The organism is Nocardioides sp. LS1 (assembly GCF_003865225.1).
Taxonomy (GTDB): Bacteria; Actinomycetota; Actinomycetes; order Propionibacteriales; family Nocardioidaceae; genus Nocardioides; species Nocardioides ginsengisegetis.
Map to the genome: position 1 here is coordinate 1,086,796 of NZ_BIFF01000002.1, position 18,018 is coordinate 1,104,813.

Sequence of the window (18,018 nt, forward strand, 5' to 3'; positions counted from 1 at the left end):
TGGCCGCCCGGTCCCGCGACCCTCCTAGTGCCAACGTACTAGAGGGGCTAGTGCGCCAGCGGGCTCACGGCGCGATCGGACCCGGAGGACGATGGAGGTTGTGCCCCCGATCCGCGTCGTCGTCGCCGACGACGACCTCTCCTTCCGCGGCGCGCTGGTCGACGTCCTGGAGGACGACCCGCGTTTCGTGGTCGTGGGCATCGCGGGCACCGGCGACGAGCTGATGCAGCTGGTGGACCGGCAGGACCCGGACGTGGTGCTCCTCGACATCCGGATGCCCGGCGGCGGTCCCGAGGCCGCCCGGCGGCTGACCCGCACCGTCGACCCCGCCACCGGCGGCTCGACCGGGCCGGTCGTGGTGGCCGTCTCCGCGCAGGTCGGCGCCAACGGGATCCTCGCGATGCTGCGCGCCGGAGCCACCGGCTACCTCGGGAAGGGTCGCCTCGGTGCCCAGCTCCCCGACCTGGTCGCCCGCACGCTCGACGGCGAGGTGGTGCTGGCCGTGCCCGGCGCCGTCGATGCCCTGCGCCAGCTCCTCGCAGACGCCCCCGCGCCCACCACTTCCGACGTACCGTGAGGCCTGTCCGCAGCGGTTGACGGGCCCACGGGGAGGTTCGGATGAGCAACGACGCACGCCGCCACGGCATCGACGCGATGACCCGGGCCATCCTGGACGCGGCCGGCCCGGCTGTGATCGGGTTCGACGAGCAGGCCCGCATCGACTACGCCAACCCGGCCGCACTGAGCACGTTCGGCTACACCGAGGACGAGGTCCTCGGCCGGCCGATTGACATCCTGGTGCCGGAGGAGGACGCGGCACTCCACCTGGGCAACCTCTCGGCGTACTTCGCCAACCCCGGCGCGCGCAACCGCGGCGGGCACGAGCTCTTCCGCGGCATCCGCAAGGACGGCACCACCTTCCCCTGCGACATCGGCCTGACCCCGGCCTTCACCGCCGACGGCCTGTGGACCATCGCCACCATCGTCGACGTCACCGAGCAGCTCGCCGCCGCGGCGCGGCTGCGCGAGCTCAACCGGTCCTACCTCACGCTGGCCCGGTTCAACGAGGCCATCGTCCGGGCGGCGGACGCCCAGTCGCTCTACGAGGAGACCTGCCGGGTCGCGGTGGAGTTCGGCCGGTTCCACGGCGCGTGGATCGGCCGGCTCGCGCCCGACGGCGCGCTCGAGGTCGTCGCCTCGGCCGGCAACATCGACGGCCCGCGGGAGGGTGGGCCGACCACGCGGGCGCTGCGCGAGGGCACGGCGGTGTACGACGAGTACCGCGACGACGCGTCCACCAGCATCGTCGACGCCGCGGCCATCCCGCTGCACTGCGGCGGCCGGGCCGTCTCCGCCCTGACCCTCTGCTCGGACCGCCCGCACCTCTTCGACGAGGGCATGCGGGGGCTGCTCGAGGCCGTGGCCCACAACTTCTCCTTCGCCCTGGAGGCCTTCAACTCGCGCGACCGGCTCGAGGAGGTGGCCGCGCAGCGCACCGAGCTGCTGCGCCGTCTCGTGCTGGCCCAGGAGGAGGAGCGGGGCCGGATCGCCGCCGACGTCCACGACGACTCGGTGCAGGCACTCGCGGCCGTCGACCTGCGGCTCGGCCTGCTGCGCCGGCGCATCCACGAGGCCGCCCCCGAGCTCGAGGACGGCGTCGCCCGGCTCCAGGACTCGGTCTCCTCGGTCACGACGGGCCTGCGGCACCTGCTCTTCGACCTCGAGCCGGTGGTGCCCGGGGTCGACCTCGCCAAGATGCTCCGCGACGCCGCCGACCACACGTTCGCCCACGTCCCGATGACCTGGACGGTGGAGGTCGAGGGCGAAGGCTCCCTCGACCTGCCGGACGAGCTGGCGACCCAGGCCTTCCGGATCGGCCAGGAGGCGCTGATCAACGTGCGCAAGCACGCCCGCGCCACCCACGTGCGGGTCCTGATCACCCCCGACGACGAGGGCGTGGAGGTGGCCGTCATCGACGACGGGGTCGGCGTACCTCAAACGATCGAGCCGCGCGCCGGCCACCGGGGGCTCGCCACGATGCTCGACCGGGCCACGATCACCGGGGGCTGGTGCCGGCTGGAGTCCGACGGGCCCGGGTCCACCCTCCGCTTCTGGGTCCCGCGGCGCGGGTCCGCGGTCGTGACGGTGTCGTGACCCTGGTACCCACGCACTAGGCGGGTCGGCCCCTCCGCACCTGACGGCGGGACGCAACGAGGTCGAGGCTGGGGGCCATGTTCACCGGACTCGGGCTCTTCCTCGTCGGCGCGGCCTGCGCCGCACTGGTCGGGCTCCTGGTCCGCCCCCGGGCGTCGGCGCCCGCTCCGACCACACCGCTGCCCCCGGTGCCACGGATCGCGCCGACGCCCGGGCGGCTGATCGCCCCCATCCCCGCGATCCCCTCCGAGCTGCTCCGCAGCTGGGGCAAGCGGCACGGCTTCGAGCTGCTGGACCTCGCCCTGGCGGCCGGTCTCGACGAGTACGACCTGCTGTCCACCCTCGAGGACGCCACCCACCTGGACCGGGTCTCACTCGCGCTCGCCGCCGAGCTCAACGGCCACCCGGGGCCCTACGACTGCGACCCGCTCCTCGCCCCACCGCCCCCGGCGACGACCGTGATCACGCGGGCCCTGGCCCAGGAGCTCCCTCAGTCCGGACGCTCGCCGCGGATCCGGAAGCGCCGCACGCTGTAGACGATCGTGGCCAGCGCAATGAGGCCCGAAGCTACCTGCGTGGCGCCGGTCCCCCAGCCGCCGAGGAGCCACCACGACTCGTCGACCGGCCACCAGCCCGGCGCGGCCGGCCTCCAGATCCACAGCACGCCCGCCGCGACGAGCAGCAGCGCGAAGACCACCGACAGCACGATCCGCGGCACGGTCTCGACGCCCTCGGCGGCGGCCTTGAGCGCACGCTCCTTGACCGGCTCGACCCGGCGCTCGGCCCACTCGTACTGCTGGGACAGCAGTGCCAGCCCCGCGAACACCATCAGCAGGCCTGGGCCCGGGAGGACCAGGGCGGCGATGCCCGCCACCACGAGGATCCAGCCGAGGGTCTCCAGCGCGACCCGGCGTGCGGCGGACTTCATGGGCACACCCTGTCAGATCCCTGGTCGGAGGCCGCGGTTCAGTAGCCGCGGCGCAGCCCCCACGCCACGAGCTGGGCGCGCCGGGTCATGGCCGTCTTGCGGTAGATCTGGCGCATGTAGGTCTTGATCGAGTTGATGGAGAGGTAGAGCTCGGCGCCGATCTCGTCGTTGCTCAGCCCCCGGCACACCAGCGCGAGCACCTCGCTCTCGCGCGTCGTCAGCTCCTCGCCGGGCAGCACCGGGGGCCGGACGGTCACCAGGCCGTCGCGGTGCACCTCCTCCACGGCGGCCACCAGCTCCTCGGACGTCAGCGACTTCGGCAGGTAGCCGAGCGCTCCCGCGGCCAGGGCACGCTCGACACTGACCGGGTCGACGCGCCAGGAGAACGCGACCACGCGGGCGCCGAGACCGACCAGCTCGTGCATGCGTGCGGCGCCGTCGGGTGCGGCGTGCGGGTCGCAGAGCACGATGTCGGGGACGGGCGGGGCAGCCGGGTCGAAGGCCACGAACCGGATCCGTTCGCTGTGCCGACCGAGCATCGCGCCGAGCCCCGCGGTCACCAGCTCGGAGGACTCGTCGGTCCCCAGGGTGATGGGCGCAGGCACGCTCCAGACGCTAGTGAGTCATCGGCCCTTTCCCCGAGCCGAAGACCTCACCCCAACGGGTGGTTGTCGCTCGGGAGCACCTCGTCGAGGTGCTCGGCGAGGTCGCGCGGGGTGTCGAAGACCGCGATCGCGCCCGCCTCACGCAGCTCCGACTCGGCGATGCCGCCGGTCAGCAGCCCGACGCACGGGATGCCGGCGTCGGTGGCCGCCTGCACGTCCCAGACGGTGTCGCCGACGAGCACCGCCCGGTCGGCGGCGACCGCGGCCATCGCCGCTGCCACCAGCTCGCCCGACGGCTTGCCGCTGTCGACGTCGGAGCCCGTCACGACCTCGTCGAGCAGCTTCGCCGCCTCGAGCAGGTCGAGCAGCCGCCCGGTGATCTCGGCACCGCCGGCGCTGGCGAGCACGACCGTCACGTCGCGTTCCCGCAGCGCCTCGAGCAGGTCGCGCGCCCCGTCGGTCGGGACGACGTCGTGGAGTCGCTCGTCGAGGTGGCGCCGGTGCGCGTCGCGGACGGCGTCGCCGACCGCGGCCTCGACCCGGTCGCCGGCGACGTGCGCGACGAGGCGGTCGCCACTGATGCCGATCGCGCGGTGGATCCGGTGCGCCGGCACGTCCATGCCGACGTCACGGAAGGCCGACTTCCACGCCAGCGTGTGCGCGTAGACGGAGTCGACCAGGGTGCCGTCGAGGTCGAGGAGGACGGCGTCGACCGTCTCGACGGGGTCCTCGACGTGGGCGTTCGCGGTGGCGGTGTGATGGTGGGTCATGTGGTCCTCCCGGTGGCTGCGGCACGACCGATGGTTCCAGTGTGCGCACCTCTTCACCTCACCCCGCAAGGTGTTCCCACCCGTCGGGGTGTGGCTGTTCCTGGACAGTCCGCTGGACGGTGTTCCCGGGGTGCCGGCGGCCGGTGACCGAGCGGGGCTCACGCAGTCCGACGGGAGGCACTGCAGTCCGCGCCGTCGGCACCCCGGCCATCGGCCTAGAGTGCGACCCATGCCCCTGCGGATCGCCGTCCTCAACGACTACGAGCTCGTGGTCGCCGGCATCGCCGCGGTCCTCGGACCGTTCAGCGACCGGGTCGTGGTCGTCGAGCTGGACAGCCGGATGCCGGTCGTCAGCGATGTCGACATCGTTCTCTACGACACCTTCGGCCAGGTGCAGGGCGACGCCCTCGACGTGGAGGAGCTCGTCCCGCACGGAGCGGCGCGGCTGGTCGTCTTCAGCTGGAACCTCGACCCCGGTCTCATCGAGCGGGCGGTCAGCCATGGCGTCGCCGGCTACCTGTCCAAGGGCCTGTCCGGCGAGGAGATCGTCGACGCGCTCGAGCGGATCGCCGCGGGCGAGCGGGTCCTGCCGGACCCGGCCACCCGCGCCGACGAGGACTTCGGCCGCTGGCCGGGCGACACCGTCGGCCTCTCGGCCCGGGAGTCGGAGATGCTGGCGTTGATCGTCCGCGGCCTCCCCAACAAGGAGATCGCCACCCGCGCCGGCCTGAGCATCAACTCGGTGAAGACGTACATCCGCACGGCCTACCGCAAGATCGGGGTGACCACGCGCGCCCAGGCCGTCGTGTGGGCGATGGCCCACGGCTTCGAGCCCGACCGCTTCCGGGCCGTGCGGACGCCGCCCTCCTGACGCCGTCAGGCCTCCAGGACCGCCGGGTCCTCGGACCGGCCGCCGATCTGGATCTTGCGCGGCTTGGCCCGCTCGGCGACCGGCACGCGCAGGGTCAGCACCCCTCCGTCGTACGCCGCGTCGATGCGGTCCAGGTCGAGGTTGTCGCCCAGCACCAGCTGGCGGCTGAACACGCCACGCGGCCGCTCGGCGGCGAGCATCTCCCAGTCCCCGTTGCGCGGGACGCGCTCCGCGCGGACGGTCAGCACGTTGCGCTCGACGTCGAGGTCGATGGAGTCCCGGGCCACGCCGGGGAGGTCGAACTCGATGACGAACGTGTCACCCTCACGCCACGCGTCCATCGGCATCACGGCAGGTCGGTTGGTGGTGCCGAGCAGCTGCTGGGCCAGCCGGTCGAAGTCGCGGAACGGGTCGGTCGTACGCAGCAACATCACATGTCCTTCCTGGAGGTTCGATCCACGCCGGGTGCGCAGACCTCTATTCGTGATTACAGGTTTCTTATAGTCTGGGGAACAGGTCTAAATCAAGACCCTCCCCGGAATTTCCCGGGCGGGCGGAAGGAGGAGGTCGGATGGTCGAGGGCACGCGCGGGGTCTATGCCATCTCCGTCGCGGCCGAGAAGGTCTCGATGGCGATCCAGAACCTCCGCGTCTACGAGCGGCACGGGCTGGTCCGGCCGAGTCGCACCGAGGGCGGCACGCGGATCTACAGCGAGGACGACATCGAGACGTTGCACCGGATCCGCGAGCTCCTCGGCGAGGGCCTCAACCTCGCGGGCATCCGCAAGGTGATGGCGCTCGAGGCCGAGGTGAGGAGCCTGCGGCGGCGCCTGGCGCGCGGCCGCTGATCGGACTCGCTCAGGCGGCGCCGAAGACCTCGGCGGTGCCGTCGGCCGCGACGACCAGGCCGACCCGGCCGGGCCGTGTCCGCAGCCAGGGCAGGGCGCCGTCGCCCATCGCGAAGGCTGAGGTCGCGTCGAGGTCGGCCCACGTGAGGTCCGGCGCGACCACGGTGACCGAGGCGACGCCGGACGGCACCTGACCGGTCCGCGCGTCGACGATGTGGGCGCCCCGGTGTGCGGAGCCGGAAGTGGCGACGGCGCCGTCGCGGACGGGGATCCGGGCGATCAGCCGGCTCGGGTCGCGCGGGTCCTCGATCCCGATCTGCCACGGCTCGGCGTCCGGGTCGACGACGCGGCAGACCATGTCGCCGCCGGCGGACAGGCAGTAGTCGGTCTCGTCGAGCACGGCCAGGCACGCCGCGGCCCGCTGCACGGCCCACCCCTTCACCACGCCGTCGGTGTCCAGCACCCGCGTGCCGTCGGCGGCCACCCGTCGTACGTCGAAGGCGCCGTCGGACTCCAGGCGCGCCGCCTCCGCGAGGCCGAGCACCTCCGCGACCTCGGGGGGACAGGCCCCGAGCTCGATCTCGTCGCGGCCCAGCCGGGAGATGAAGGAGTCCTCGCGCCAGGTGCTGAAGACGCGGTCGGCCTCGCGCAGGCTGGCCAGCGCGTCCTGCCAGGCGGCCTCGCCGGCCTCGCCGTCGGCGTGCCGACCCCGCAGCACGAGGCTGACCGGCATCCCCATCACGTGCTCGACGCGCCTCATGCCGACACCTGGTCCAGGGCGCTCTGCAGCGACTGCACGTAGCCGGTGCTCGTGACCGTGGCCCCGCTGACCATGTCGATCTTGGAGCTCTGCTGGTTCATCGTCTCCTGGACCAGGATCGGCAGCGCGTAGGAGTTGATCTGGCTGTCGGTCCCGTTGCCGCTGGGGTACTGCAGGACCTCGACCTTGGTGATCGAGCTGCCCTGCAGGGTGAGCCGGACCTGGACCGGGCCCCACTGGGTCTGGGCGACAGCGCCCGTGACCGTGCTGGTCTTGGGGGCCTGGGTCGACTTGCCGGAGCCGGTCGACTTCGAGTTGGTGGAGGCGGCGCTGTGGCTCGACGTGCTGCTCGACACGATCGCGGTCGGGGACTTGGTGGCCAGCACCGAGGACGTCGACGTGTGGTAGCCGAACAGCAGCACCAGGACGGACAGGGTGCTCAGGCACCACAGGACGATTCGCTTCATCGGGTCACCACGCAAAGGTCTCGAGATGGATGTGGTCAGGGGTCACGCCGGCCGAGGTGAGGTCCTCGACGACGAGGTCGGCCCAGGGGGTCGGCCCGCACACGTAGACGTCGCGCTCGGCGATGTCGGGCACCCACCGGTGCAGGTGGTCGAGGTCGGAGCCGTGGCCCACCTCGCCGAGCCAGGAGTCGCGGCCGCGGCGGTGGCCGGGCAGCGGCACGACGCGGAGGCCGCGCTCGTGGGTCAGTACGTCGAGCTCGCGGGCGAAGAGCCGGTCGTCGCCGTAGCGCTGGAGGAGCACGGCATCGCCGGGGGCGTAGTCGAGCCCCTCGGCCAGCGCCCGGAGCGGGGTGACCCCGACGCCGGCGCCGATCAGCGCGACCTTGCCGCGGCTGCGGGACCGGGCGCTCAGCCGTCCGTAGGGGCCCTCGACCAGGACCCTGGTCCCCGGGTGCAGGCGGAGCGCCTCGGCGCTGCCGTCGCCCACGGCCTGGATGGTGATGCGGAGGCTGCGGCCGTCCGGTGCCGCGGAGAGCGAGTAGGGGTTGGCCCGGCTCCAGCCGGACCGGCCCAGGAAGCGCCAGGTGAAGAACTGTCCCGCCTCGGCGCGCAGCAGGTCGAGCCGGCGGCCGGTCAGGTAGACCGAGACGATCCCGTGCCCCTCGGGGACGACGGAGGTGACCCGGAGCTGGTGGCGCAGGTTGACCGCGAGCGGCACCCCGACCCGCCAGATCAGCACGGCCCCGGCGACGGCGCCCCATGCGGCCCACCAGAAGACGGTGCGCGCGGTGGAGGAGGTCAGCTCGTGCCCGGTCCACAGCTGGTGCGGGAGGGCGAGGCCGACGCCGAGGTAGGCGTAGAGGTGCAGCAGGTGCCAGGACTCGTAGCGGAGCCGGCGCCGGGCGGCACGGAGGCTGGTGACCACGACCATGACGAGGCAGGCGGTGCCCGCGACCGCGAGCAGCATGCCGGGGTAGTTGACCGTCAGGTTCCACAGCGTGCCGGGCGTGCCGGGCAGCTGCCCGCCGGCGTACCCCCACGTGATCGTGACGACGTGGGCGAGCATCAGGTTGAACGACGTGAAGCCGACGATGCGGTGGAGGTGAGCGAGGCGGTCCTGCCCGAAGGCGGACTCCAGCCGCGGGACCCGCGCCATCAGCGCGACCTGCGCCAGGAGGAGCACCGAGGCGACCAGGCCGGTCAGGCGCCCGACCGAGGTCAGGCCGGAGGCCCAGGCGCCGAGGTCCTGGATGCCGCCCCCCGCCGCCCACCAGTAGGTGACGAGGAGGAGGCCCAGCCACAGCAACGAACCCGAGGCCTGCCGGACGACCGCGTCGGCTCGCGCCCGACGCCCCAGCGGGGCCGGGGCGTCGAGCCGCCGGGACGCGCGTGGAGGGGTCACCGTGGTCACCCGTCTTCCTGTCCCTGCAGGTCGTCGGAGCCCTGGGGGGCACCCGGCGGCGGGAGCTGGCCGTGGTCGCCGCCGGGCACCGAGCCGTCGAAGCCGCGGTGGTCGGAGGAGAGGTCCCGGTGACCGTCGTGGCCGTCACCGGCCGCCCGGCCGACCGCGAACCCGCCACCGGCGCTCACGACCAGGAGCAGGGCGGCCGCACCGACCAGGCCGGCGCGGTTCCGCGACACCGACGTCCGCCACCCGGTCCGGGGGCGGGGCGGCTGCCCGGCGGGGGGCACGGCCGCGGCCTCGGCCGGCGGGTCGACGGGCTGGGCCTGCGTCTCTGCATCGGGCTCCCAGCGGCTGCCGCTGGCGGGGGTGCTGGCGGGGATGCTGGCGTCGTCAGGGGTGGGCTTCTCGTCGCTCACGATGTCTCCTCAGGTCTATCCGTCTGAGGACCAGAGTCACCGCGCGGGCTGGCCCACCCGTGGGAGGAACCTGTGGGTCACCTGTGAAGCGGGTCGGCCTACCTCTCGAGGTCCGCGACCGTGAGCGTGCCCGCTATCACGCGCGAGGCGACCTCGCTCAGCGGCACCCGGTGCCGACGGCTGAACGAGCGCAGGTGGGTGAAGGCCTCCTCCACGTCGATCTTGAAGCGTTCGGCCAGCACCCCCTTGGCCTGCTCGACCAGCACCCGGCTGTTGAGGGCGTACTGCAGCTGCTCGGCCAGCAGGTCCTTCTCGTGGACCGCCCGCGCCTGCAGGAGGGCGATGGTCGAGACGTCGGCGAGCGCCTGGCCCAGGGCGAGGTCCTCGGTGTTGAGCTCCGTCTCCCCCACGGAGAAGAAGTTCATGGCGCCGATCACCTCGTTGCGGAGCCGCAACGGCAGGGCGTGGGTGGTCCGGTAGCCGAGGGCCGTGCTCGCCGCGGTGAACATCGGCCAGCGGCGCTGGGACTCCTCGAAGGTGATGTTGACGATCGGATCGCCGGACCGGAAGCAGTCCAGGCAGGGCCCCTCGGAGTTCTGCAGCACGAAGATCTCGATCAGGCCCACCTCGTGGGTGGTGGAGGCGATCGACTGCAGCCCGCCGCGCTGGTCGCTGAGGATGATCCCGGCCGCGTCGATCTCGAGCAGCTCGACGCACCGCTCCGTCAGCAGGTGCAGGATGTCGAGCGCATCGAAGTCGTCGACCAGGGTGTCGGCCAGCTCGACGAAGACGCGCGAGAGCCGTCCCTCCCTGCTCATGTCGCCCCCGGAGGGGCCCGCCGTCGTGCTCATCTCTCAGCCTCACCGTCGTTGTCAGGATAGAAGTGCAGCGTGCGGTTCACCACGTCCCGTGCGACGTCTCGTGCCGACCGGCTGTGGACGAAGGCATGGGCGCGGAGGAGCAGGAGTGCCTCGGCGAGGCCGACGGCCGCCTGGACCGAGATCATCCCGGTGGCCTGGTGGATCTGCGGGGCACTGGCGAGCGGGTCGAGCAGCCGGCTGTCGAGACCCGCGGCGAGGCCGCCCTCCTCCTGGAGGTGGAGCAGGACAGTCACCGCCACCTCGGCGTAGGTGAGGCCGATGGCGAGCTGCTCGCCGGTCAGCCTCCCCGGGGTCGTCCGGCACACGTCGAGGACCCCCAGTCGGATGTCGCCCACCTGGAGGGGAAAGACGAAGATCGCCCCGATGCCCTCCTCGAGCAGGGCGGGCGCGAGTCCGGGCCAGCGGGCGGGGGCGACCCGGGCGACGTCCGACAGGAGCACCACCCGGCGTTCGCGCCAGGCGTCCAGGCTGGGACCCTCCCCCGCCGTCACCTGCAGCTCCTCGACCACGCGTGCCGTGCCGGCAGTGGCGGCCAGCACCTGGCGGTGCCCTGCGTCGCTCAACAGCGTCAGGCCGACCCCGTCGGCCGACAGGTCTTCCGCGGCCCGGCGGCACAGGGTCTCGGGCAGGGAGCCGACGCCGTCCCCGTGGTGGAGCAGCGACAGGAGGATCTCTCCGGGGGTGGGCATCAGGCCCGACGCCCGACCCGGCTCCTGCCGGGCAGGTCGAGGGCGGCACCGTGACGAGCAGACATCTCTCTCTCCCACGGTGTCGACATCGGACCGCTGCCCGAACGCTACACCGGTCGGCCCCCACCCGGCGGCGACCGGCGACGGCGCCCGCCTCAGGTGGGCGCACCCGTCGGAGCCGGGGCGGCCAGGGCCTCGACGAGGGTGCCGAAGACCGAGATGCCCCGGTCCATGTGGGTGATCGCGAGGAGCTTGCGCACGTGGGCGGTCGCGCCGGCGACGCGCACCGACCCACCCGCGCGGGCCGAGGCATCGTGACTCGCCCCGAGCAGACCGAGTCCGCTGGCGTCCATGAAGGCGACGCGGTGCAGGTCGAAGACGACGCGCGGGCCGCTCGCGGCGAGGATGCGGTGACGGAGCGGCAGCGAGGCCATGTCCAGGTCGCCCTCGACCTCGACCACGGACCACGCGGCGCGCTCGTACAGCCGGATGGAGAGCCCGTCCCCGACGAGGACCAGACTGTTCATGTGCCTCACTCCCGCTCTGCACGACGGTGGCGGGGGCCGGGCCCTTCGAACCTCCAGTCTGCGCCGCACCCGCAGGGGCGTCCATGGCCCCGCCGTGCTGGCCCGGACGGCACCGCCGTGGGTCAGCCGTCGAAGGAGGCCCACACCGACTTGGCGCCGTCCACGTAGTCCGTGACCCCCCAGTCCCGGCTCAACGCACCCACGAGCGTGATTCCCCGGCCGTTGGTGTCCGTGTCCGCGGCCGCCCCGAGGGAGGGTCCTTCCGGAGACCCGTCGCGCACCTCCAGCACCACCAGGTCGTCGCGCGCCCACAGGAGGATGCCGAAGGACGTGCCGGCATGGAGCAGCGCGTTGGTGGCGAGCTCACTGACCACCAGCCGCACGTCGTCCACCAGGTGGGGCAGGTCGTGGTCCACCAGGTGGTCGGAGACGAAGCGACGGGCGCTGGCCACGCTCTGCGGCCGCGGGTGCAGCTCGAGGTCGTACGACCATCGTGCGGCAGGCATCAGCCCTCAGAACACCACACAGGCGTCGCGGCCTACGTCGGTGCGAAGTCCGGGCATGAGTGGCCGCGTCCTTCGACTGTACGTCGGCATTCTCGAGGTGCGGCGAACATGACTGGAAAATCACAGGACCGCAGGTCAGCCTGCTGGCTGCCTGCGGTCCTGGTCTGCGCGCCTGTAGGGATTCGAACCCCAAACCTTCTGATCCGTAGTCAGATGCTCTATCCGTTGAGCTACAGGCGCATGCCGTCCGGTTGCCCCGACGACTGGTCGAGGATAGCGGACCCCTTGCGCGATGCCGAAATCAGTACGTCGCTCACCGGCCGTGACGGTGCACACGCCCGCCGCCGGAGCCCTCAATCCCCTCGATCGATGATGCGCCCCACCCCGCTGTGACCACCCGCACAAGCCGTTGAACGTTCCAATATGAGGCCCCCCTGACGCGGGAGTACCCTCGCACGACCAGTCGCCGCCAACGTTGCCGAGCGATCTGAACGGCAGCTCCACTTCACCTCCGTCGATACGCTCGACGGCTCGGTCCGGGCCCGTCAGGGACGCACCGGGAAGCGCGAGAGGGAACGATCACGATGGCAGACGTCGAGGCGGCACTGGATGCCGCAGGCCTCACCAACCCACGAGTCCGGGACTACGTCCGGCACTACGCGGAGCTGACCGGCGCCGAGCGCGTCGAGGTCGTCACCGCCGCTGACGACGCACGGCTGATCCAGGAAGCGCTGGACGCCGGCGAGCTGCTCCCGGCCGGCGAGGGTCGCTACTACTCCCGCAGCTACCACAAGGACACCGCGCGCTCCGAGGAGCGCACCATCGTCTGCACCAGCAACCCGCAGGACAAGGGCGTCTACAACAACTGGCGCCCCTCCTCGGAGATGAAGCCCCTCCTGGAGGACCGCATGCGCGGCGCCTCGGCGGGCAAGACGATGTACGTCATCCCCTACCTGATGTCGCCCCCCGGCAACGAGCTGGCGCCCTGGGCGGCCGGAGTCGAGCTGACCGACACCCGCACGGTCGTGCTGCACATGATCCGCATGTCCCGCGTGGGCGTCGACTTCCTCAACGAGCTCGAGGACCCCGACAGCTTCGTGCGCGCCGTGCACGTCACCGGCGACCTGGAGAACCTCGGCCAGGGCACCCCCGAGGACCAGCGCTACTTCGTGACCGTCGCCGACGAGCGCACGATCCTGCACTTCGGCTCGTCCTACGGCGGCAACGCACTGCTCGGCAAGATCGCCCACGGCCTGCGCCAGGCGGCGTACGACGGCTGGACGTCGAAGAAGTTCCTGGCCGAGCAGTACATGCTGATCGGGATCCACGACAAGGAGACCGGCAAGACCTACCACGTCTGCGGCGGCTTCCCGAGCGCCTCGGGCAAGACGAACCTCGCGATGATGCTGGCGCCGGACGCCCTCGGCGAGCGCTACCACGTCTCCTTCTACGGCGACGACATCGCGTGGCTGTGGGTCGACGAGACCGACGGCAGGCTCTACGGGATGAACCCGGAGTACGGCGTCTTCGGCGTCGCGAAGGACACCAACGAGGTGACCAACCCGACCGCGCTGCACTCCGTGGACCCGGGCACCGGCACGATCTTCACCAACATCGCCTACAACGCCACGACCGGCGAGGTCTGGTGGGAGGGCCGGACCCCCGAGCCGCCGGCCGACGTCGAGGGCTGGCTGGACTGGATGGGCGCGCCGATCTCGGACCGCAAGGAGGGCGACACCTCGCCCTGGGCCCACCCGAACAGCCGCTTCACCACGACGCTCGACAACGTCCCCAACATCGCGCCCGACTACAACGCCGCCAAGGGCGTGCCGATCGACGCGATCATCTTCGGCGGCCGCACCCGCGACCGGGAGCCGCTGATTCGTGCGATCACCGACCTGGCCGAGGGCGTCTACGACGGCCTCACCCTGGGCGCCGAGGCGACCGCCGCGGCCGAGGGCGTCGAGGGCCAGCTGCGCTACGACCCCATGTCGAACCGGCCGTTCATGGCCTACGGCGAGGGCGACTACGCCGCGCACTACCTCAAGATCGTCGGCGCCGCGAAGGAGCAGCCGATCTTCGCCCACGTGAACTGGTTCCAGCGCGACCCCGAGGACGGCCACTTCCTCTGGCACGGCTACCGGGACAACCTGCGACCGCTGCTGTGGCTGCTGCAGCTCAAGAACGGCGAGGTGAAGGGGCGCGAGACCCCGGTCGGCATCATCCCGACCGAGGACGAGCTCGTCCTCGACGGCATGGACACGCGGCCCGAGGACCTCGAGCGCATCCTGTCGATCGACGTGGACCGCTGGAAGCAGGAGATGGGGTTCCGTGAGGAGCACCTGCGCCAGTTCGACCGGCTGCCGGAGGAGATCTGGGAGGCGCACCGCCGCGTCGCCGCGGCCCTCGAGGCCGCCGAGGACTGACCACCACCGCACCACCCGCGCCGGCGACGGTGCCGGCTCCCGTCAGGGGCCGGCTCCGTCGCCGGTTGCGTTGATCGATCCAATAGGGGCCGCCACGGCGCCCGCGATAGCCTCGCGGCGACCCACCGGGCCGGCAGCGACGCCACCCCGGACCCAGCAACTCCACGACACACCGTCGATACGCTCGACGGCCGGCGGCGCCTTCCACGCATGGAGGCGACCACCGCGAATGCGCGAGAGGGAACATGGCATGACCGCCGAGACGCAGGCACCCACCACCCACCAGGGCATCCTCGACTTCGTCAACGAAGTCGCCGCGATGACCCGCCCCGACTCCATCCACTGGTGCACCGGCTCCGACGAGGAGTGGACCGAGCTCACCAACGCCCTCGAGTCCACCGGGACCTTCACCCGGCTGAACCCCTCCATCAAGCCGAACTCCTTCTACGCCGCCTCCGACCCGATCGATGTCGCACGTGTTGAGGACCGCACGTACATCTGCTCGGTCGACGAGAAGGACTGCGGGCCCACCAACAACTGGATGGACCCCAACGAGATGAAGGCGCTCATGCGCAAGCTCTACGAGGGCTGCATGCAGGGCCGGACGATGTACGTCATCCCGTTCGTGATGGGCCACCTGGACGCCGAGAAGCCGATGTTCGGCATCGAGATCACCGACTCGGCCTACGTCACCGCCTCGATGCGCGTGATGGCCCGGATGGGATCTGCCGTCCTCGCGCGCATGGAGGAGCTGAACGCCGACTTCGTGCCCGCCCTCCACTCCGTGGGGATGCCCCTCGAGCCCGGCCAGGCCGACGTCGCGTGGCCCTGCAGCGACACCAAGTACATCGTGCAGTTCCCCGAGGAGCGCGCGATCTGGTCCTTCGGCTCCGGCTACGGCGGCAACGCCCTGCTCGGCAAGAAGTGCTACGCCCTGCGCATCGCGAGCGTCATGGCCCGCGACGAGGGCTGGCTCGCCGAGCACATGCTCATCCTCAAGCTCACCAGCCCGCAGGGCGTCGTGAAGTACATCGCCGCGGCGTTCCCGTCCGCGTGCGGCAAGACCAACCTCGCCATGCTCCAGCCCACCATCCCGGGCTGGAAGGTCGAGACCCTCGGCGACGACATCGCCTGGATGCGCGTGGGCGAGGACGGCCGCCTGTGGGCGGTCAACCCGGAGTTCGGCTTCTTCGGCGTCGCGCCGGGCACGAACTACCACACCAACCCCAACGCGATGAAGACGATCGAGAAGGGCAACTCGGTCTTCACCAACGTCGCGCTCACCGAGGACGGCGACGTCTGGTGGGAGGGCCTGGAGAATCCGCCGGCCAAGGCGACCTCCTGGAAGGGCGAGCCCTGGACCCCCGAGTCCGAGGAGCTCAGCAGCCACGCCAACAGCCGCTACTGCACGCCGATCAAGCAGTGCGACATCCTCGCGGCCGAGTACGACGACCCGCGCGGCGTGCCGATCGACGCGATCCTCTTCGGCGGCCGTCGCAAGACGACCGTCCCGCTGGTCTTCGAGGCCCGCGACTGGACCCACGGCACGTTCCTCGGCGCCACGCTCTCCTCGGAGACCACCGCGGCCGCCGTCGGCGCGGTCGGCGTGGTGCGTCGCGACCCGATGGCGATGCTGCCCTTCATCGGCTACAACGCCGGTGACTACTTCAACCACTGGATCACGGTCGGCAAGGAGAACGACGCGGCGAAGCTGCCGAAGATCTTCTACGTCAACTGGTTCCGCCGCGACGACGAGGGCGGCTTCCTGTGGCCGGGCTTCGGCGAGAACTCCCGCGTCCTGAAGTGGGTCGTGGAGCGCATCGAGGGCCAGGCCGCCGCGGTCGAGACCCCGATCGGCCACGTGCCCGCCCCGGGCTCGCTCGACACCGAGGGCCTCGACATGTCCGAGGACGCCCTCGCGTCGGCCCTGGCCGTCGACGTCGAGGAGTGGAAGGCCGAGATCCCGCAGATCCAGGAGTGGTTCGAGAAGTTCGGGGACGACCTCCCGGCCGTGCTCTGGACCGAGCTCGACGGCCTCAAGGCCCGCCTGGGCGCCTGAGCCGACGTCCTCCGGGGCACCGCAGCACCGACCGAGGCCCCGTCCGTTCGCGGACGGGGCCTCGGCGCGTCCACGGCGCGTCCCACGGCGTGTCGGCGGCGTGTCGCGACGCGGCCCGGATGGTGGGGCAGCCGGTGCCAGCGGGGCGCATGTGGAATCATCGGTCGCGGAAGTGGTTCCGGGGGCGTGCAGAAGGGGAAGTTCAGGGTGGGCACCTACGGTCCCGAGGATCGTGCGCTCTTCGAATCCGAGGCCACCTCGCTCTACGAGGAGGTCGCGGAGACGGGTGAGCTCTCTGCGCACGACCCACGCGTCGTTCCCGACGGGCCGCTGCACGCGGCCTTCCGGCTGCTGGTCGAGCTCGGTCTGCTGAGCACGGGTCAGGTCGCCGACGTCTACGTCCCGGTCGATCCGACCAGCGTCCAGTCGCGCATCGTGTCGCCGCTGGGCCAGGAGGGCGCCAAGCTCCTGGAGGAGTCCTCGCAGTGGGCGAAGGCCTTCGGGTCCCTGTCCCATGCGTGGCGACGGGCGCCGCAGAGCATCGAGCGCGGCCCCTTCACCCACATCCGCAACGAGGCGATCGACCCGTTCATCGCCGGCCTCGTGGCCGAGTGCGAGGAGGAGATCCTCACCGCGCAGCCCCAGACCGGCCGCGACCCGCAGACGCTGGCCCGTGCTGCCCTGCGCGACACGACCGCCCTCGAGCGCGGCGTCAAGATGCGCACGCTCTACCAGCACAGCGCCCGCCGCTCCGCGGTCACCCACAAGTACGTCGCCGCGGTGACCGAGCGGGGCGCCGAGGTGCGCACCCTCGACGAGTTCTTCAACCGGATGATCGTCATCGACCGCCGGGTGGCGGTCATCCCCGGCCAGGAGGACCTCCGCGCGGTCATGGCGATCCGGGAGCCCTCGGTGGTGGCCTACCTGGTCGACATCTTCGAGCGCACCTGGGAGCGGGCCCGCCCGTTCACCAACCGCGAGACCAGCATGATGAAGGACATCGCCGCCGAGCAGCGGGCGATGACGATCCGGATGCTGATCGAGGGACACGCCGACCCCGCCAGCGCCAAGCGGCTGGGGGTGAGCACCCGCACCTACGCCGGCTACATCGCCGACCTCAAGGAGGAGTACGAGGCGGAGACCCGCTTCCAGCTCGGCTACACGATGGGCAGCCAGGGGATCTCGGGCAACGAGTCGGGCTGAGCCGACACCTCAAAGACTCGAAATAATCACGAGGGCAGTGACCGGATGGTCACTGCCCTCGTGTGTTTGAGACCGGCCGGGGGGGTGGCGCGAGGACCGAACAAGTGGGGGGTGAGTTGGGTCCCGGTCTCAAAACTGTGGGTGGGGGAAGGTCACTTCCCCGTCGAGATGCACCCGCCGCAGCCCCAGCTGGTGTCCATGGCCTGGGCGGGCGCGGTGATTCCGAGAAGGCCGAGGCTGATGCCGGTAGCGGCGAGTGCAATCGCAACCTTGCGTGCAATGTTCATGGGGGGTCCCTCCACCTTGATGTCCTAGGCCCATCGGGAGGCCCTGGGAAGAGTTTGTGGCAGTTCAGTGCGGCGCGGCAGCCAATCGTTGGCTCACATTTGTGCATTGCACATTCCTGCAGTTCAGGATGCCCGTCTGCAGGTTTCTGCAAACGCCCTGCGCCTGACCTGCCCCTGAAATGCAGCCGACCCCCGGAGACTAGTGGGTCTCCGGGGG

Annotated in this window: 21 protein-coding genes and 1 tRNA gene; 8 read left to right on the forward strand and 14 right to left on the reverse strand. The window is 71.5% G+C overall.

All coding sequences use genetic code 11. The features are described from left to right. The first annotated feature begins 100 nt into the window (after positions 1-100). The 3 genes from EJF31_RS10070 to EJF31_RS10080 all read left to right on the forward strand — a co-directional run bounded on the left by EJF31_RS10070 (position 101) and on the right by EJF31_RS10080 (position 2,690). Positions 101-577, forward strand: coding sequence for a response regulator transcription factor (locus tag EJF31_RS10070; RefSeq protein WP_185736189.1), 477 nt, complete (start codon positions 101-103; stop codon positions 575-577). Positions 578-618: 41 nt separating this feature from the next. Then, positions 619-2,154 (forward strand): PAS domain S-box protein, encoded by a 1,536-nt coding sequence (locus tag EJF31_RS10075; RefSeq protein ID WP_125036926.1) that lies wholly within the window; start codon positions 619-621, stop codon positions 2,152-2,154. 77 nt (positions 2,155-2,231) lie between these two features. Then, positions 2,232-2,690 carry a hypothetical protein gene (locus EJF31_RS10080; protein WP_125036927.1) on the forward strand — a complete coding sequence of 153 codons (459 nt, stop codon included), beginning with the start codon at positions 2,232-2,234 and terminating at the stop codon, positions 2,688-2,690. Here the strand turns inward: EJF31_RS10080 and EJF31_RS10085 are convergent. The 3 genes from EJF31_RS10085 to EJF31_RS10095 are packed head-to-tail and all read right to left on the reverse strand — an operon-like array spanning position 2,645 to position 4,457. Next, positions 2,645-3,082 (reverse strand): PGPGW domain-containing protein, encoded by a 438-nt coding sequence (locus EJF31_RS10085; protein WP_125036928.1) that lies wholly within the window; start codon positions 3,080-3,082, stop codon positions 2,645-2,647. The two genes, EJF31_RS10080 and EJF31_RS10085, sit on opposite strands and share 46 nt — an antisense overlap. Positions 3,083-3,120: 38 nt before the next feature. Beyond that, entirely contained in the window at positions 3,121-3,687 is a 567-nt protein-coding gene (locus EJF31_RS10090; protein ID WP_125036929.1) for a DNA-binding response regulator, read from the reverse strand. Between the two features lie 47 nt (positions 3,688-3,734). Beyond that, positions 3,735-4,457: an HAD family hydrolase gene (locus EJF31_RS10095; RefSeq protein ID WP_185736190.1), complete on the reverse strand. Its 723-nt coding sequence runs from the start codon at positions 4,455-4,457 to the stop codon at positions 3,735-3,737. Positions 4,458-4,686: 229 nt separating this feature from the next. Here EJF31_RS10095 and EJF31_RS10100 point away from each other — a divergent pair, with 229 nt between their 5' ends. Continuing rightward, positions 4,687-5,328: a response regulator transcription factor gene (locus EJF31_RS10100; RefSeq protein WP_185736191.1), complete on the forward strand. Its 642-nt coding sequence runs from the start codon at positions 4,687-4,689 to the stop codon at positions 5,326-5,328. 5 nt (positions 5,329-5,333) lie between these two features. On the opposite strand, the gene EJF31_RS10105 is transcribed toward EJF31_RS10100, so the two are convergent. Then, positions 5,334-5,759: an Hsp20/alpha crystallin family protein gene (locus tag EJF31_RS10105; protein ID WP_125036932.1), complete on the reverse strand. Its 426-nt coding sequence runs from the start codon at positions 5,757-5,759 to the stop codon at positions 5,334-5,336. 140 nt (positions 5,760-5,899) lie between these two features. Here EJF31_RS10105 and EJF31_RS10110 point away from each other — a divergent pair, with 140 nt between their 5' ends. After that, positions 5,900-6,175, forward strand: a complete 276-nt coding sequence (locus EJF31_RS10110) for a MerR family transcriptional regulator (protein ID WP_125036933.1) — start codon at positions 5,900-5,902, stop codon at positions 6,173-6,175. A 10-nt stretch (positions 6,176-6,185) separates the two neighbouring features. Here the strand turns inward: EJF31_RS10110 and EJF31_RS10115 are convergent, their stop codons facing one another. The 9 genes from EJF31_RS10115 to EJF31_RS10155 form a co-directional block, all read right to left on the reverse strand. After that, positions 6,186-6,935 carry an FAD:protein FMN transferase gene (locus EJF31_RS10115; RefSeq protein WP_221767517.1) on the reverse strand — a complete coding sequence of 250 codons (750 nt, stop codon included), beginning with the start codon at positions 6,933-6,935 and terminating at the stop codon, positions 6,186-6,188. Then, a complete protein-coding gene (locus tag EJF31_RS10120; RefSeq protein ID WP_125036934.1) occupies positions 6,932-7,402 on the reverse strand; it encodes an FMN-binding protein in 471 nt (156 codons plus the stop codon). Before EJF31_RS10120 ends, EJF31_RS10115 begins: the two co-directional genes overlap by 4 nt. Before the next feature lie 4 nt (positions 7,403-7,406). Next, complete coding sequence (locus EJF31_RS10125) at positions 7,407-8,804, reverse strand: ferredoxin reductase family protein (RefSeq protein WP_125036935.1); 1,398 nt, start codon at positions 8,802-8,804, stop codon at positions 7,407-7,409. A 5-nt stretch (positions 8,805-8,809) separates the two neighbouring features. Continuing rightward, entirely contained in the window at positions 8,810-9,223 is a 414-nt protein-coding gene (locus EJF31_RS10130; protein ID WP_125036936.1) for a hypothetical protein, read from the reverse strand. A gap of 98 nt (positions 9,224-9,321) precedes the next feature. Then, positions 9,322-10,074 (reverse strand): GAF and ANTAR domain-containing protein, encoded by a 753-nt coding sequence (locus tag EJF31_RS10135; protein WP_260430751.1) that lies wholly within the window; start codon positions 10,072-10,074, stop codon positions 9,322-9,324. After that, on the reverse strand, positions 10,071-10,793 hold the full coding sequence (locus EJF31_RS10140) for a GAF domain-containing protein (protein ID WP_125036937.1): 723 nt from the start codon (positions 10,791-10,793) through the stop codon (positions 10,071-10,073). The genes EJF31_RS10135 and EJF31_RS10140 overlap by 4 nt, the downstream gene beginning before the upstream one ends. A 155-nt stretch (positions 10,794-10,948) precedes the next feature. Next, positions 10,949-11,320: an STAS domain-containing protein gene (locus tag EJF31_RS10145; protein WP_125036938.1), complete on the reverse strand. Its 372-nt coding sequence runs from the start codon at positions 11,318-11,320 to the stop codon at positions 10,949-10,951. A 122-nt stretch (positions 11,321-11,442) separates the two neighbouring features. Continuing rightward, the gene (locus EJF31_RS10150) at positions 11,443-11,826 is read right to left on the reverse strand and encodes an ATP-binding protein (protein ID WP_125036939.1); all 384 of its coding nucleotides are present in this window, start codon (positions 11,824-11,826) and stop codon (positions 11,443-11,445) included. A gap of 167 nt (positions 11,827-11,993) precedes the next feature. Continuing rightward, positions 11,994-12,066: transfer RNA gene (locus tag EJF31_RS10155), tRNA-Arg, on the reverse strand. Positions 12,067-12,410: 344 nt separating this feature from the next. Here EJF31_RS10155 and EJF31_RS10160 point away from each other — a divergent pair. The 3 genes from EJF31_RS10160 to EJF31_RS10170 all read left to right on the forward strand — a co-directional run bounded on the left by EJF31_RS10160 (position 12,411) and on the right by EJF31_RS10170 (position 17,514). Continuing rightward, a complete protein-coding gene (locus EJF31_RS10160) occupies positions 12,411-14,252 on the forward strand; it encodes a phosphoenolpyruvate carboxykinase (GTP) (protein WP_125036940.1) in 1,842 nt (613 codons plus the stop codon). A gap of 250 nt (positions 14,253-14,502) precedes the next feature. Continuing rightward, positions 14,503-16,311: a phosphoenolpyruvate carboxykinase (GTP) gene (locus EJF31_RS10165; RefSeq protein WP_125036941.1), complete on the forward strand. Its 1,809-nt coding sequence runs from the start codon at positions 14,503-14,505 to the stop codon at positions 16,309-16,311. Positions 16,312-16,518: 207 nt separating this feature from the next. Next, the gene (locus EJF31_RS10170; RefSeq protein ID WP_125036942.1) at positions 16,519-17,514 is read left to right on the forward strand and encodes a LuxR family transcriptional regulator; all 996 of its coding nucleotides are present in this window, start codon (positions 16,519-16,521) and stop codon (positions 17,512-17,514) included. Between the two features lie 152 nt (positions 17,515-17,666). Here the strand turns inward: EJF31_RS10170 and EJF31_RS22305 are convergent, their stop codons facing one another. Further along, complete coding sequence (locus EJF31_RS22305) at positions 17,667-17,801, reverse strand: hypothetical protein (protein WP_260430753.1); 135 nt, start codon at positions 17,799-17,801, stop codon at positions 17,667-17,669. Positions 17,802-18,018: the final 217 nt, after the last annotated feature.